General features: G+C 69.7%; 13 protein-coding genes and 1 tRNA gene. 8 read left to right on the top strand and 6 right to left on the bottom strand.

Annotation, left to right across the window (positions count from 1 at the left end; all coding sequences use genetic code 11):
* The first annotated feature begins 189 nt into the window (after window positions 1-189).
* Window positions 190-2397, top strand: a complete 2208-nt coding sequence (locus BHS09_RS01405; RefSeq protein ID WP_140796971.1) for a (Fe-S)-binding protein — start codon at window positions 190-192, stop codon at window positions 2395-2397.
* A 96-nt stretch (window positions 2398-2493) separates the two neighbouring features.
* On the opposite strand, the gene BHS09_RS01400 is transcribed toward BHS09_RS01405, so the two are convergent.
* From BHS09_RS01400 to BHS09_RS01375, 6 genes are all read right to left on the bottom strand, one after another.
* Window positions 2494-2964, bottom strand: coding sequence for an ankyrin repeat domain-containing protein (locus BHS09_RS01400; protein WP_171410342.1), 471 nt, complete (start codon window positions 2962-2964; stop codon window positions 2494-2496).
* 222 nt (window positions 2965-3186) lie between these two features.
* A complete protein-coding gene (locus tag BHS09_RS01395; RefSeq protein WP_140786735.1) occupies window positions 3187-4152 on the bottom strand; it encodes a TolB-like translocation protein in 966 nt (321 codons plus the stop codon).
* A 90-nt stretch (window positions 4153-4242) separates the two neighbouring features.
* Entirely contained in the window at window positions 4243-4770 is a 528-nt protein-coding gene (locus BHS09_RS01390; RefSeq protein WP_140786734.1) for a non-proteolytic archaemetzincin-like protein, read from the bottom strand.
* Between the two features lie 61 nt (window positions 4771-4831).
* A tRNA-Gln gene (locus tag BHS09_RS01385) sits at window positions 4832-4905 on the bottom strand.
* A 205-nt stretch (window positions 4906-5110) separates the two neighbouring features.
* Window positions 5111-6268, bottom strand: coding sequence for an RtcB family protein (locus BHS09_RS01380; RefSeq protein WP_140796970.1), 1158 nt, complete (start codon window positions 6266-6268; stop codon window positions 5111-5113).
* Entirely contained in the window at window positions 6265-6627 is a 363-nt protein-coding gene (locus BHS09_RS01375; protein WP_090490908.1) for a ribosome-binding factor A, read from the bottom strand. Before BHS09_RS01375 ends, BHS09_RS01380 begins: the two co-directional genes overlap by 4 nt.
* Before the next feature lie 501 nt (window positions 6628-7128).
* Here BHS09_RS01375 and BHS09_RS01370 point away from each other — a divergent pair.
* The 7 genes from BHS09_RS01370 (at window position 7129) to BHS09_RS01340 (ending at window position 15639) form a co-directional block, all read left to right on the top strand.
* Window positions 7129-8520: a dihydrolipoyl dehydrogenase family protein gene (locus BHS09_RS01370; protein ID WP_140796969.1), complete on the top strand. Its 1392-nt coding sequence runs from the start codon at window positions 7129-7131 to the stop codon at window positions 8518-8520.
* A gap of 29 nt (window positions 8521-8549) precedes the next feature.
* Window positions 8550-9869: a glycosyltransferase family 87 protein gene (locus BHS09_RS01365; protein WP_140786730.1), complete on the top strand. Its 1320-nt coding sequence runs from the start codon at window positions 8550-8552 to the stop codon at window positions 9867-9869.
* A gap of 83 nt (window positions 9870-9952) precedes the next feature.
* The gene (locus BHS09_RS01360) at window positions 9953-10735 is read left to right on the top strand and encodes an energy transducer TonB (protein WP_237080127.1); all 783 of its coding nucleotides are present in this window, start codon (window positions 9953-9955) and stop codon (window positions 10733-10735) included.
* Window positions 10736-10780: 45 nt separating this feature from the next.
* Window positions 10781-11533 carry a MotA/TolQ/ExbB proton channel family protein gene (locus BHS09_RS01355; RefSeq protein ID WP_140786728.1) on the top strand — a complete coding sequence of 251 codons (753 nt, stop codon included), beginning with the start codon at window positions 10781-10783 and terminating at the stop codon, window positions 11531-11533.
* Complete coding sequence (locus BHS09_RS01350; RefSeq protein WP_140796967.1) at window positions 11517-11924, top strand: ExbD/TolR family protein; 408 nt, start codon at window positions 11517-11519, stop codon at window positions 11922-11924. Before BHS09_RS01355 ends, BHS09_RS01350 begins: the two co-directional genes overlap by 17 nt.
* Before the next feature lie 11 nt (window positions 11925-11935).
* The gene (locus BHS09_RS01345) at window positions 11936-12361 is read left to right on the top strand and encodes an ExbD/TolR family protein (RefSeq protein ID WP_140786726.1); all 426 of its coding nucleotides are present in this window, start codon (window positions 11936-11938) and stop codon (window positions 12359-12361) included.
* Window positions 12362-12438: 77 nt separating this feature from the next.
* Complete coding sequence (locus BHS09_RS01340; protein ID WP_140796966.1) at window positions 12439-15639, top strand: TonB-dependent receptor; 3201 nt, start codon at window positions 12439-12441, stop codon at window positions 15637-15639.
* Window positions 15640-15652 lie beyond the last annotated feature (13 nt).

The raw sequence follows: 15652 nt of genomic DNA, 5'->3' as shown, positions 1-15652 counted from the left end.
ACTGGTAAATCCGTGCGATGGCCGCTCACTCCCCGGCGGACCCGGGCCGCGTTCTCCAGTGAAGGACACCTGGGGCAGCAGGGTGCTTGATTCGCGAATCACCCCTGTTAGGGTTGAAGTGTACTCAAGAATTGCCGCGACGCGGCAGCCCGGGCCCATCCGCCGCGCCCTAGAGGTCCTCAGAGTCCCATGAGTCCCATCATCACCGGCCTGTTGCTAGCCCTCGCCATTCCCATCTTCGTGATGACCATGTCCGGTCGCGTGGGCGTCCTGCTCGCGATGAAGAAGGAGAACCGGCTCGACAACATTCCCTTCCGCGTGGCGCAGCTGGTGCGCTTCGGCCTTGGCCAGAAGCGACTGGTGGATCCGGAGGAGTTCACGCCGGGCCTGTTCCACGTCCTCATCTACGCGGCCTTCATGGTGCTGGCCCTGCGCACCGTCATGCTCTTCGCCATGGGGTTTTCGACCACGGCGCTGGACGTGCTGACGGACCTGGGCCACCCGTTCTGGGCGGATCAATCCGCGCTGCTCTTCGTCTACAAGGTCTACCTGCTGGCCAAGGACGTGGTCGCCGCGCTGGCCCTGCTGGGCGTGGCCTACTACATCTGGGTCCGCTGGAAGGTGAAGCCGGACCGCCTGACGCCGTCGTGGGAGGCGTACCTCATCCTGTGCTTCATCGGCGGGCTGATGGTCTCCGAGTTCCTGTTCGGCGGCAGCCACATGGTGGCCGCGCACGCCGCGCAGGCGCAGGTGGGCGCCACGCAGGTGCCCCAGTCCCTCGCCGCGCTGGTGTGGTGGGAGCCGTTCACCAGCCTGACGGGCCTGGCGATGATGCCGCTGGGCGCCACCGCCGCGCACGTGGTGGGCGTGGCCGGCTTCTGGGTTCACCTGGTCATCATCCTGGCGTTCCTGAACTTCCTGCCCATCGGCAAGCACTTCCACATCATCACCGGCCTGCCCACCGTCTTCTTCCAGCGCACCCACTCCACCGGCAAGCTGCCCACGCCGGACCTGGAGAAGGAGGAGTTCGGCACCGCCACGGTGAAGGACCTGACGTGGAAGCAGGGCCTGGACCTCTACTCCTGCACGGAGTGTGGTCGCTGCCAGACGCACTGTCCGACGTACATCACCGGCAAGCCGCTCACCCACAAGGGCGTCAACCAGGACCTGAAGCACTGGCTCTGGGACAATGAGCAGTGGGTGGAGGAAGGCTACGGCCCCAATGGCATCAAGGAGCCGCTGCCTGAAATCGTCGGCAGCGCGCTGTCGGCGGAGACGGTGTGGGCGTGCACGAGCTGCGGCTGGTGCGAGCAGGCCTGCCCGGTGTTCATCGAGAACGTGCCGCGCCTCATCGACATGCGCCGCTACCAGGTGCAGGTGAAGGCGGAGTTCCCCCCCGAAATCCAGCGCGTGTTCGAGGGCATCGAGCGCCAGGGCAACCCCTGGGGCCTGGGCCAGGACCGGCGCGACGAGTGGGCGGAGGACCTGGCGCTCCCCACGTGGGGTGACGACGGCGGTCCCTACGAGTACCTCTTCTTCGTGGGCTGCGCGGGCAGCTACGACGACAAGCAGAAGAAGGTCAGCCGCGCGCTGGTGAAGATTCTGCGAGAGGCGGGCGTGAGCTTCGCCACGCTGTCGAAGCAGGAGATGTGCAACGGCGACTCCGCGCGCCGCATGGGCAACGAGTATCTGTTCCAGACGATGGCGAAGACGAACGTCGAGTCGTGGAACTCGATGGGCGTGAAGGCCGTCATCACCCAGTGCCCGCACTGCTTCAACACCATCAAGAACGAGTACCCGGAGTTCGGCGGCGAGTACCGCGTCATCAACCACACGCAGCTCATCAACGAGCTGCTGAAGGAGAAGCGCATCCGGCTCTCCGCGGTGATGAACAGCAAGCTCACCTACCATGACCCCTGCTACCTGGGCCGCCACAACGGCGTCTACGACGCCCCCCGCGAGGTGCTCAACAGCATCCCCGGGCTCGAGGTGGTGGAGATGCAGCGCAGCAAGCGCGAGGGCTTCTGCTGCGGCGCCGGCGGCGGCCGCATGTGGATGGAGGAGCACATTGGCACGCGCATCAACCACAACCGGTTGAACGAGGCCGCGCTGACGCTGAAGCACGCCGAGGACCCGAACACGCCCTACCCCAACGCCGCGGACAAGAAGAAGCCGGGCCAGGTGGGTGACTACAAGGAGAAGGGCGGCAGCGGCATCGTCGCGGTGGCGTGCCCGTTCTGCTCCACGATGCTCTCCGACGCGGTGAACGACACCGGCCGCGAGGAGAACATCAAGATCAAGGACATCACCGAGCTGGTCGCCGATGCGCTGGAGACCAAGAGCGGCGCGGTGGGCACCGTGGCCCCCAGCGCCACGGTGAGCGCCAAGCCGGAGTAGTGCCCGTGGTGCGGCGGGCCCGCTGAAGGGCCCGCCCGCTTCACTTCACGCAAGGGCCCGGAGGCTTCCACCGTGAAGCCCCGGGCCTTCGCCGTTTCAGGGCTTGCGCTGCTTCTCCGAGCGCAGGACACGCTCCAGCCGCTTGGTGGCGCCGTCGTCTCCCAGCTTGCCGGAGACGTAGGCCCCCGCGGAGGCGAGCTTGCGGCGGAAGCTGTTGTCCGGCGGAGGCGGCGCGTCCAGGCGCAAGTCGGTGATGCCCAGGCCGGAGAGCAGCGTGCGGGCCAGGTCCTGGTCATCCGCGCGCGCGTGAGGCATCAGCCACTGGCAGACCTCGGTGTGCCCGTGCGCGGCGGCCATGATGAGCGCGGACTCGCCGATGCTGTCCGTCAGCTCAGGGTCCGCTCCCGCATCCAGGAGGAGCTGCACCAGGTCCGCTCGCCCCGCGCGGGCCGCGGCCATCAATGGTGTGCGGCCCTCCTCGTCGAAGGGGTTCGGGTCCGCTCCGGCGGACAGGTGGGACTCCACGGCGTCACGGTCGCCCGCCAGCACGGCATCGAAGAGGGACATCGTCAGACCTCCGCGCGGCAGCATCGCGCCTCGCGCTCTGGGACGCCAGTTGCCCCAGGACACATGCCGCCTTACGCCCGGAGCGTCAGTTGATTTCGACCGTGCCGCCCTTGATGCGGTGGGTGCCGGAGGCGCGCGAATCAAGCCCGAATCGCCTCCCCTCGGATGCCCGGCGGGCGGCGCTGGCGCCACCCCACCGGGCCCGAGGTCAGCAGCTCCAGGTCAAATCGGCCCGTAGGACGGTTCCGTGGCGCTGGGCACCGCCAGCGACACCGAGCCCGTGCTCAGGTTCGCGCGGTAGATGCCCGTGTCGCTCCCGCCAGAGCTGATGAGGAAGCCCAGCTGGCTGGCGCCCGTCCAGCTCGGCCACGACTCCTCCGAGCCCGCCCCGCCGCTGGTGACGCGCTGGAGCGCCCCCACGTTCGAGCCCGACAGCTGTCCCACGAAGATGCGCGTGCCACCGGAGGACAGGCGCCCATCCAGTGCCACCTGGGAGCCGTTCGGAGACACCGCCACGCGGTTCTCCACGAACTGCACGCCAGCGCTCAGAAAGGAGTAGGTGATGGTGCCACCGTTGAGCGGCACGTGCGCAAGCTGGTCGAGCTGGTTCAGCCCGCTGCCCGCGCCCGCCAGCACCGCGCTCCCGTTGGGCACGAAGGACGGCGCACCGTAGGCGATGACGTTGTTGGGCGTGAGCTCCTGGAAGCCACTGCCGTCCGTGTTGATGCGCGCCAGCGCCGTCTGGGAGCTGTTGCCGGGCGAGAAGACGAAGACGACGCTGCGCCCGTCTGGGCTGAAGGTGGGCGTGCGGAAGTTGGAGCAGCCGCGCGCGCACGTCGAATCATTCGCCCGGAACAGCGTGGACGGCGTGCCGCCCGAGGTGGGCACCGTCAGCAGCGAGGTGGTGCCGCCGCTGCGCTGGACGAACACCACGCTGCGGCCGTCACGCGACACCGAAGGCCAGTAGGCGCCGCCAACGCTGGTCAGCCGCTGCGGGCTGTTGGCGTCGCCGCCGTCGTCCACCACGTAGACGTTGCGGTCGTCCTCGCGCACGAAGGCGAAGCCGCGGGTGAAGAGGACGCCCCCGATGCCGCCGCCGCCACCGTCGTCCAGGGGCTCGCAGCCCCCCAACATCCCCACCGCCAATACCGCTCCGAGGAACCTCCGCTTGCCCGTCATCGTCGTCACTCCGCTTCCCGGCCGATAGAGAGCCCCGTACTACAGAGCGCACCGGGACTGACGTCAACGCGCCACGGGTGATTCAACGCACGGTCGAGGTCAGCGGTTGAGCTTCTGGAGCTCGTTGCGGCAGAGGTTGCAGAGCGACAGCTGCTTGCGGTCACAGTCCTGCGGCGTCTGCGCGAAGAACATCACGCACCGCGGGTCCTCGCAGTAGGACAACCCGAGCAGGTGTCCCGCCTGGTGCACCACCTCCACCTGCGCGCGGCGCCGCAACGTATCGCTGGCGGCGCCCTGGGCCAGGCGATGGAGGCTCATCACCGCCGTCTTCGATTCGCGGTCCGCTTCCCCGAAGACGAAAGGCGAGTCCGGGACGAAGAGGTCCACGTCGGAGATGCCCAACACGGCGAACTGGCCGGGCTCCAGCATGGGCGTCAGCCGCCGCATGATGGCGTTGCAGTGGTACTGGCCACGGTCCTTGTTGAAGGCGTAGGCGGGCGTCGGCAATACCGTCTTCGACACCACGGCCGCGACACCCATTTGCGCCGCCAGCGGGTCCTGCCAGTCCCTCAAGAGAGAGGCTGGCGGGCTACCCACGGAGACCAGAAGGAGTGTCTTCTGCGGCATCGGCCCACCGTCCTTCATGCACGGGACGGACGCTTGGCTACCGCGTCCCCCCGGAGCGGAGTGGCTGGGGCGCAAGGATTCGAACCTTGATACTCAGAGTCAAAGTCTGATGTCCTGCCATTAGACGACGCCCCAGCAGGTTCTCTCGTGTACTTCTGGTGTCCGAGTGTACGGCATCCCGACGGGTGCGGGGAACTCCCCTGACGCGGTTCCCTGCAATGTCAGCCACTGGACCCCTCGCCCGAGCCTCGATAACGGCTGGAGCCGGGCGCATTGTCGCTCTCCCTTTACACCTGGAGTAAAGCCGCCCCCGGATTTTCGCCAGGGGCGGCCTTCCCGGTCAGCCCTTGAGGACGGCGAGCGGCGTGAGACGCAGGAGCGGCCGGACGAGGTCGGCCTCGTCCTCCAGCACCTCGGTGATGTCGCGGTAGGCGGCGGGCGCCTCCTCCACCAGGGCGGCGGTGCGCCCCTTGTCGTACACCACGCGGCGCAGCACGTGCTCCAGCGCCGCCGGGCGGATGCGCGCCCGCGCCTCTGAACGGGTGAGGACACGGCCCGCCCCGTGTGAGCAGGAGCGGAAGGCACGCGGCTCGCCCCGGCCCTCCACGACGTAGGACGCCGTGCCCATGGAACCCGGGATGAGCCCGCGCTGGCCGGCCTGGAGTCCCACCGCGCCCTTGCGGTGGACCCACAGCAGGCGGCCCCCGTGCTCCTCTTGAGCGACGTGGTTGTGGTGCACATCCACGACCGACGTGGTGTCGGCGGCCACGCCCAGGACTTCCTCCAGGACGTCCAGCGCGCGAGCGGCGATGGCCTCCCGGTTGGCGAGCGCGAAGCGGCAGGCCCACTGCGTGTCGGCGAGGCAGGCGGCGCCCTCGGCGGTGTGGATGCTCAGGGCCGGCAAGCCGCCCTCCCCGAGCGCCCGGGCCACCCGTCCGTGGTGGTCCGCGATGGCCGCGCCGACGCCCCGGGAGCCGGTGTGCAGCAGCAGCCAGAGGGCCCCGTCCGCATCCCGGTCCAGTTCGAGGAAGTGGTTGCCGCCCCCGAGCGTCCCCATGTGTCTGGGCGCCAGCCGCTCCCAGGCATGGCGCAGCTTCTGGGTGGACAGGGGCGGTGACTCCAGCGCCGGGGGCAATGACAGCCCCCGGCCCCGGTGGACGGCGTCACCCACGGGGATGCGGTCGGCCAACTGAGACAGCACGTGCTCCAGCACGTCCCGTCCGGGAAGGCCCGAGGTGAGTGGGAAACGCCAGGCGCTCACGCCGCAGCCCAGGTCTCCGCCCAGCGCCCCCGGTACGACGTGGTGCTCAGTGGCGAAGACGGTGCCCACTGCGATGCCGGAAGCGACGTGGAGGTCCGGCATGGCGGCCACGTGCTCCACGACATAGGGCTGGGAGGCGATGTGACGCAGCTGCTTCTCCGCGCCGGGAGGCAGCGCTCGGGCCCAGACGAGGATGGGCCTGCAGCCCGGTGCGGGCGGAAGCAGACGGGGCATCATGACTCGCCCTCCTCCGCCGCTCCGGGCGTGTGCTCCGAGACGCCAATGTAGATGAAACGAAGCTGCGGCACGCGCTTGAGGTCGAGATGCTCCGCGAGCTGCGAGCGCAGGTAGCCGCTGGCGCCTTCGAGCGCCGCCTGCAGGGGACGAAGGCCGGCAGCCGCGGCTTCGGGCGTGACGGTGTAGCCGATGCGAACGAGGCGGCCGTCCGGCGACAGCTCGAAGGACGTCAGCGCGACGCCTTCGAGCCTCGGGTCGGACAGCTCCCCCCGGAAGGTGCGGGAGACTTCTTGGGACAGATGGGACTGCACGCGCAGATGGCGCGATGACGAGGTACGGCGATTCCTGGAAGAGGACATGAGAGGACGAACGGTTCCCAGAAGGCCGCGCGTGCCCCTCGTGCGCTCCCGGCTTCAAGCCGTGAGCGACGCACGAGACACACGCCGGCCCATTGCACGGAGGCAAAGGCTCCGCGCACATGCCGAATCCAAGGCCCTGGAAGCGCGCTCCGTCCCGCTCAGCGAGGGAGGCGACCCACCCGGTTCAGCACATTCAGCGCGAAGCGACCCGAGACTCCAATCAAGACACGTCCCATGGCACACCTCCCGCCGCGTGCGTGACTCCCGCGCGGACCGTGATGCTGCGCAGACAAGGTGTGACCGCCACCCTGCCCACGTCAAGCGACAGCCCCGGACGGCGGGACGCGGGCAGACCTGACAGCCAGCCACCCCTCGGGCCCGTGCCCTGTGTCCGGTGTCGGCAGGTGACCACCCTCACTTTCCAGCAGCGGACGTGCGTCTCAACGCGGCCGTGGGCATGGCCCGCCGTCGCGCTACGCAGCGAGCACGAGGTGAAGGCACATGGCGGAAGCGTTCGACGTGGTGGTGATTGGGGCGGGCCCCGCGGGTGAAGTCGCCGGTGCGCGCGCCGCGGAGGCCGGGCTGTCGGTGGCGCTGGTGGAGCATGAGCTGCTCGGAGGTGAGTGCTCGTACTGGGCCTGCATCCCCAGCAAGGCCTTGCTGCGTCCGGGAGAAGTCAGGTGGCTGGCGGAGCATGCCGCCGGCGTGCGCGAGAAGCTCCAGGATGGCATCGACGCGCGCGCGGTGCTGGACCACCGGAATTCGATGGTCAGCAACTACCAGGACGACTCCCAGGTGAAGTGGGCCGAGGACGCGAAGCTGAAGGTGGTGCGGGGCACCGGCAAGCTCACGGGCCCGCGCAAGGTGCGCGTGGAGAACAAGGACGGCGCCGTGCGGGAGCTGGAGGCCCGCAAGGCCGTGGTGCTGGCCACTGGCAGCCGGCCGCGCATCCCGGACATCCCGGGGCTGAAAGACGCCCAGCCCTGGGACAACCGCCAGGGCACTGCGGCCAGGCAGGCGCCCAAGCGGCTGGTGGTGCTGGGCGGCGGCGCCGTCGCGGTGGAGCTGGCCCAGGCGTGGCGCTCGCTGGGCTCCGAGGTGACGCTGGTGCAGCGCGGAAAGGGATTGCTGTCCCGGGCGGAGCCCTTCGCCGGAGAGCAGGTGGCCCAGGCGCTGCGGGACGCCGGCGTGCGCGTGCTGCTGGGAATGAACGTGTCGCGCGTCCAGCGGCCCGGCGGCAAGGGCGAGGTGACGGTGACGCTGTCCAATGGAGAGCAGGTCGTCGCGGACGAAGTCCTGGTGGCCATGGGCCGCGTGCCCCGCACGGAGGGACTCGGGCTGGAGACGGTGGGGCTCGTGGGCGGCAAGCCCGTGGAGGTGGATGACCAGCTCCGCGCGAAGGGCGTGGACGGCGGCTGGCTCTACGCGTGCGGCGACACCAACGGCCGCAACCTCCTCACCCACATGGGCAAGTACCAGGCCCGCATGGTGGGCGACGTCATCGCGGGCAAGCAGGCAAGGGCCTGGGCGGACGCGAAGGCCACCCCGCAAGTCGTCTTCACCCACCCGCAGGTGGCCAGCGTGGGCCTCACCGAGGCCAAGGCGCGCGAGGCCGGGCTGCCGGTGCGCACGGTGGAGAAGCAGCTCCAGGATGTGCCCGGCACGTCGCTGGTGGGCAAGGGCCTCACTGGCACCGTGAAGTGGGTGGTGGACGAGAAGCGCCGGGTGCTCGTGGGCGCCACGTTCACCGGGCCGGAGGTGGGTGAGATGCTCCACGCGGCCACCATCGCCGTGGCAGGGGAGGTGCCGCTCGACACGCTGTGGCACTCGGTGCCGTCGTTCCCCACCATGAGCGAGGTGTGGTTGAAGCTGCTGGAGGCGTACGGCCTCTAGCCCGCCGCCCCTCCGTTGCGTGCGCGGGGGTGGGCGTGGAATGGTGCCGCTGCCCACCCCACCCCTCCCTACTGATGACCGCCGTCGCCCCGGGGCCCTCCCGCTCCGAATCCCCCCCACCGGCCGCGGGTGAGGGGACATCCCTTGAAGTGCGTGCGCCCTGGGCGCGCTGGGCCTGGTGGCTCGTGCTGGCCGTCCTCGCCGTGGCCGCTGTCGCCGTGGGTCAGCATCCCCGCAGGGGCGTGGACTTCCGCGTCTACCTCATGGCGGCGGAGCGGTTCTGGGAAGCCACGGACATCTACCGCCTGTCCGACGGCACCATGCCGTTCAAGTACGCGCCCATCACCGCGCCCCTCTTCCTTCCCTTCACCCTGCTCCCCGCGCGCGCCGCCGTGGCCCTGTGGAACCTGGGCTCCATCGCCGCGCTCGCCGCAGTGGCCCGCCTCACCATGCGCGCCACGCCTTCGTCGGGGGAAGCCACGCCCTGGGCCTGGGCGCCCGCGCTGACGACGCTGGCCCTGCTGCCGTCCTTCACCTTCGAGCTGTTCTACGGTCAGGTGGACGCCGTCATCCTGCTGCTCATCCTCCTGTCCACGCTCGGCGCCGAACGCGGACAGGTGTGGCGCCCCGGCGCCGCCTTCGCCGTCGCCTTCCTGCTCAAGCCGCCCGCCGCCCTCGTCGGCCTCTTCTTCCTGTGGCGCCGGCATTGGCGCGTCATCGGCGCCACCGCGGTGGTGGGACTGGTGCTCACCCTGCCCACGCTCGCCCGCTACGGCTGGGACGGCACGCTGGTCCAGTTCCAGCTCTGGAGCGACACGCTGGCGCGCACCACGCCGCCCTGGGCGCTCCAGTCCAACACGCAGGGCCTGCCCACCGTGCTGCTGGCGCTGGTGTACCCGCCCGACACCGTGGTGCCCCCCGGTGACATGTCCCTGGCGCAGGCCGTGGCCATGGTCCTGTTCGTCGCCGCCGTCGTGTGGGCAAGACCCGGGCCAGCGGACCTCATCGCCGTGTGTTGCCTGGGTGTCACCCTGCTGTCACCGCTGGCGTGGCGCGCGAACTACGTGCTGGCCTGGCCGTTGATCCGTGCCGCGGTGGAGAGCCGCCACCGGCCCAACCTGGTGCTGGTGGCGCTCATCGCCCTCACGGGTGTCCTCGTCTCCGACTCGGGACTGGGCGCGGAATGGAGCCGCCACGTCCTCCTGTGGCGCCCCTTCGCGCTCGTCTACACGGCGCTGCTGATCGCCCTGCTGTCGCAGATGCGCCGCATGGGCGCACCGCGAGCGGTGGTGGACGCCGACGCCGTGTCACGCCTGCCACGTTGCTTTGGTGGCGGGCTCGCGCCGTGACGCTTCCGACAAGTTGATGGAAGCAAAGTGTCACGGGCCCCGGACAGGCCCGACACATGGCGTCGCTATATGCGCGTCCAGTCATGTTCGAGACCTTCGACAGCGGCCCGGACGTCCAATCGGCGCGGCGGTTCGCGCTCTCCACTACGGCGTCCGTCGCCGTGTTCGCGCTGATGGGCATCGCCGCCATCACCGCGGCCGGCAAGGTGACGGAAGTCATCAAAGAGAAGAAGGGCACGGACGTGGTGTTCCGTCCGCCGCCCCCTCCTCCGCCACCACCCGTGGTTGAGGCGAAGCCGCCGCCTCCGCCCCCGCCTCCTCCCAAGCCGAAGCTGGCGCCCAGGCCCGCTCCGCCCGCAGCCGCGAAGGCGCCCCCGCCGGCCGCGCCCACCGTGGCGCCCGCGCCCATCGTCGTCCCCAAGGAAGTACCGCTGGAGAAGCCGCCCGAGGCCGCGACGGAGACGGTGGCCGCCGCGCCCATCGCCGTGGGTGGCACCGGCGCGCTCGTTCCCGGTGGCGTGGTGGGCGGCGTCCCTGGCGGTGACACGCTCGCCGGCGGTGGCGGCCGCGTCGCGCCCATCAACCTTCCGGAGTCCGGCACGCCGCCGGAGCCCCTCTCCTCCAACCTCACGCCGGAATACCCCTCCGAGGCCCGCTCCAAGGGCCTGGAAGGCATGGTCATCCTCAAGGGCGTGGTGGGCGTGGATGGCCGCGTCAGCCAGCTGAAGGTGATGCGCGGCGACGAGCCCTTCGCCAGCGCGGCCATGGCCGCCGCGAAGACGTGGCGCTTCAAGCCCGCAGTCGTCGGCGGTCAGCCCACGGCGGTGTTCCGCATCTTCAAGGTTCCGTTCCGTCTCAAGTCGTAAGCCGAAAAGGCCTCACCCGCACCTGCCCCCCAGGAGCAACCCGTCATGAATTTCAATCTCAGGGACATCTACAACCACATGGGTGTGTTCGCGCTGGGCATCGCGTGGACCCTCATCCTCTTCGCCGTCGCGTCCCTCGCGGTGTTCTTCGAACGCCTCTTCGTCTTCTTCCGCTCGCGCTCCATCTCCAAGCGCTTCGCGTCCCGCGCCGGTCCGCTCCTCACCCAGCACCAGCACGAAGCGCTGGTGAAGGAGGCGGAGGCCACCAAGGGCAGCCACCTGGCCATGCTGCTGGGCGGAGGCATGAAGCACTTCCTGGCCAGGTCCCGCGTGCCCGCCGGCAAGCTGGGCCCGGTGGAGCTCACGCGCCGTGAGCTGGTGCGCATCAACGAGCGCGTCAGCGCGGACGTGCGCCGCGGCATGTCCGTGCTCGCCACCGTCGGCTCGGTGGCGCCCTTCGTCGGTCTGCTTGGCACGGTGGTGGGCATCATCGAGGCCTTCGCCGGCATCGCCAAGGAAGGCTCCGGCGGCCTGGGCGCGGTGTCCGCCGGTATCGCCGAGGCGCTCGTCGTCACGGCCCTGGGTCTGCTCGTCGCCATCCCCGCGGTGCTGATGTTCAACTTCCTCTCCACTCGCGCCGACTCGCTCCAGCTCTCCCTGGACGCCGCGCGGAGCGAGTTCATGGACTACCTGGAGGACCTGGGGCCGCAGAAGCCCGCCGCCGTCAACGGCGCGGCGGTGGCCACGGGCCCGGAGCTGGCTGCTCGCAAGGAGTCCCGCGATGTCCACCCCGCGTAGGAGCCTGACGCCGGAGATGAACGTGACGCCCCTGGTGGACGTGGTGCTCGTCCTCCTCATCATCTTCATGGTCGTCACGCCCCAGATTGAGTCCGGCGCCGCGGTGGAGCTGCCCACCGCGACGAACCCGGACAAGGAGAACAAGGAGCTGACGCCCACCACGGTGAGCCTGTCCGCGACCGGGGCCTTCTTCCTGGACCGCAAGGAGCTCAAGCGCGACGCGCTCATGGCCGAGCTGAAGGCCGTGCGCGCGAAGGACCCGGACTCGCCCGTGGTGCTCAAGGCCGACCGGGGCGTGCGCTACTCCGAGGTGCGCGGCCTCTTCAAGGCGATGCAGGAGCTGGGCTTCCCCGGCATCAACCTGCAGGTCGTCGACAAACAGAAGAAATAGGAGCGCACGCCATGGCATTCGACCTCGGAGGCGGAAAGGGCGGCATCCGCCCGGCGATGAACGTGACGCCCCTGGTGGACGTGGTGCTCGTCCTCCTCATCATCTTCATGGTCGTCACCCCGCTGATGACGAAGCAGATGTGGATGACGGTGCCCGCCAAGGGCGATGACCAGGAGGCCCCTCCGCCTCCTCCCGATGCACGGCCACCGGTGGTCCTCACGGTGGACAAGTCCGGCGTGCTGCGAATCAACCGGGAAGAAGTGCCCCGCGACCAGGTCGTGGCCCGGCTCCAGCGCATGCTCAACGCGCGCCCGGACAAGATTGTGTTCTTCGACGCCAGTGATGATGTGCCGTACGGCGCCGCAATGGACGTGCTGGACCTCGCGCGAGGCGGGGACATCACTGTCGGCGTGCTGCCGGACAAGCTCGCGGATTGATGCAGTGCCGCGGCGGACCGTGACACCAAGTTTGCGGTCCGCCGCCTGAATCGTCACAGCCCCTTCATCCAGATGCCATGCGTGTCGCGTTCTCTACGCGCACCTCGGCAAGGAGTGTCGTGTTGTCTCGCACTGCCCCCTTGCGCGCCATTTTGGCTGCGCTTGTCATGACAGCTACGCCCGTGTTCGCACAGGCGCCCGGCGTTCCGGGCTCGGCTCCCGCTCCCGCGGTCGACCCCGTCACGCAACCTCTTCCCCCATCCGAGGAAACCCAAGCGTCGCAGCCGAAGGACACCACGACGCAGCCGTCTGGGATTGCCGCGCAGCCCACCGCGGCTGATCCTTCCGCGCAGCAGTCGGGCACCGTGACGCCGCCGACGGCCGCGCACCCCGGCACCGAGACCGCGCCGACCGCGCAGCAGCCGAGCGTCACGCCATCGCCCACCGCGCAGCAGCCCGGCACCGAGGCGTTGCCGACGGCGCAGCAGCCCGGCACCGAAGCCGACCCCACCGCGCAGCAGCCCGCGGCGCCGGTCGATGAGTCCATGGAGGACATGAGCGACGACGAGGCGATGCTGGCCGAGTCCTCCGTGCCGCCCCCGGGCTTCACCGGCATCCACGGCCGCGTGACGGACGAAGCCAACGGCGAGGGCCTCATCGAGGCCACCGTGAAGGTCGTGACGGGCGCCCAGAAGCAGGTGCTCACCGACCTGGACGGCTTCTACCGGGTCGCGGTGCCGCCCGGAAAGTACGACCTGCGCGTCTTCTATGACGTGTACCAGGGCCGCCGCATCACCGGCGTCGTGGTGACGAAGGGCAAGGCGACGAAGCTGGACATCGCGCTCGGCGCGGACGAAGGCGCGGTGCAGGAAGTCGTCGTCGAGGCCCGCGCGGACCGCCGGGCCGAGGGCGCGCTGCTCCAGGAGCGCAAGAAGGCCGCCGCCGTGTCGGACGCCATCAGCGCGCAGGAAATCGCGCGAACGCCGGACTCCAGCGCCTCCGACGCGGTGAAGCGCGTGGTGAGCGCCACGGTGGTGGACGGCCGCTACGTGCTGCTGCGCGGCCTGGGTGGCCGCTACAGCACCACGCTGCTCAACGGCGCGCTGCTGCCCAGCACCGAGCCGGACGAGCCCAGCGTCCCGCTGGACATCTTCCCCACCAGCCTGCTCGCCAACCTCAACGTGGTGAAGAGCTACACACCGGACCTCCCCGGCACCTTCGCCGGCGGCACGCTGCTCATCGAAACCAACTCCTACCCGAGCGAGTTCGAGCTCAAGCCGCGCATCAGCCTGGGCGGCGACTCCGAGACGACGTTCCGCGAGCGCAACAGCCAGGCCCAGGGCGGCTTCGGTGAGAACCTGGGCTTCCCCGGCGGGAGCCGCCAGCTCCCCAACGCGATTCCGCGCGACAGCGGCCTGGGGATGTCGGGCGAGTCCAGCGACGTGCTGGAGCAGCAGTACCGCAGCTTCCCCAACATCTGGCAGGCGCGCCGCACCACCGCGCTGCCCAACATGGGCCTGGGCGTGTCCATGGGCGACACCCTGCGCTTCGGCAACAGCCGGCTGGGCTACCTGGCCAGCGCCAACTACGGTCACCGCGACGGCGTGCAGGAGGGCACCTTCGCCCGTACCGACCGCGACGAGACGGGCGCGCTCAACGCCCGCGACGCGGCCCGCAGCACGCAGGGCTTCGAGACGGCCAGCCTCAGCGGCCTGGGCAGCGTCGGCTTCCAGTTGGACCGCGACAACGAGCTGACCTGGTTCGGCCTCTACACCCGCGGCACCGACACCCGCACGTTCACCGCGCGCGGAAGCAACATCGTCCGCGGTGAGAGCTACGAGAGCACGCGCCTGCAGTTCGTCAGCCGGCAGCTCTTCTTCAACCAGCTCCGAGGCTTCCACCGCCTGGGTCTGTTGGGGGACGCGGAGCTGGATTGGCAGGCCAACCTGTCCCGCGTGGACCGCGACGAGCCCGACACCCGCGACACCCTCTACAGCGACAACCTCTCCGCGCCGTCGGGCACGCCCACCTTCCCCAACCAGCCCAACAGCGGCGAGCGCTTCTTCGCCGAGCTGGGCGAGACGTCCACGGGCGGCAGCGTCAACGTCACCGTTCCCCTCTCCGCCATCCGGCTGAAGGTGGGCGGGCTCACCCAGGTGTCCTTCCGTGACTTCGGTGCCCGCCGCTTCCGCTACCTGCTGGGCAGCACGCCGGTGGACCGCACGCTCCCTCCCGAGCAGCTCTTCGCCCCGGAGAACCTGGGCACCGGAATCCGCGTGCGTGAGAACACCCGGCCGGATGATGCCTATGACGCGTACCTGGGCATCTTCGCCGGCTATGCGTCCGCGGACGTCCAGCCGACGGCCGCCCTCCGCCTGGTGGGCGGCCTGCGCGTGGAGTCCTCCACCCAGCAGCTCACGCTGAAGGACCCGTTCACCGGCGCCTCCGGCACGGAGAACCGCTCCAAGTACATGAACCTGCTGCCGGCCTTCAACGCCATCTACGCGCTGACGCCCACCGTGAACGTGCGCGCCGGCTACAGCTACACGCTGGCGCGGCCCACCTTCCGCGAGCTGGCGCCGTTCATCTACTTTGACTTCGTGCGCCGCCGGAACGTGTCCGGCAACCCGGACCTGCTCCAGACGCGCATCCACAACATCGACGCGCGCGTCGAGTGGTTCGCGGGTGAGAACGAAGTCCTGGCCGCCAGCGCCTTCTACAAGCGCTTCCAGGACCCCATCGAGCGCGTCATCCGCAACCCCGAGTCGGGGGACCTCAGCTTCGAGAACGCCGCGGGTGCCAACACCTACGGCCTGGAGCTGGAGGCGCGTGCGTCGCTGGCCCGCCTCACGGAGACGCTGAAGGCCGTGCGCGTGGGCGCCAACCTCACGCTCATCCAGTCCGACGTAGACCTGGGTGACCCCAACGTGGTGGGCGCGCAGACGAACCGGAACCGTCCCCTCCAGGGCCAGTCCCCGTACGTCATCAACCTCAACGTCGGCTACTCGCGCCCCGAAAGCGGCACCGAGCTGACCGTCCTCTACAACGTGTACGGCCGCCGCATCAGCGAAGTGGGCGTCCAGGGCCTGCCGGACATCTACGAAGTGCCCTTCCACCGCGTGGACATCTCGCTGACCCAGCAGCTCGGCTCGGCGCAACTCAAGCTCACCGCGGCCAACCTCCTCAACTCGAGCGTCACCCTCCGCCAGGAGTCGGTGGACGTGCAGACGTACAAACCCGGCGTCGCCTTCAGCGCGTCACTGGGCTGGTCCCTCTAACCCGCAGAAGGAA

Source organism: Myxococcus xanthus, from assembly GCF_006402735.1.
GTDB lineage: Bacteria > Myxococcota > Myxococcia > Myxococcales > Myxococcaceae > Myxococcus > Myxococcus xanthus_A.
This window is presented reverse-complemented; position numbering and strand designations above follow the sequence as displayed.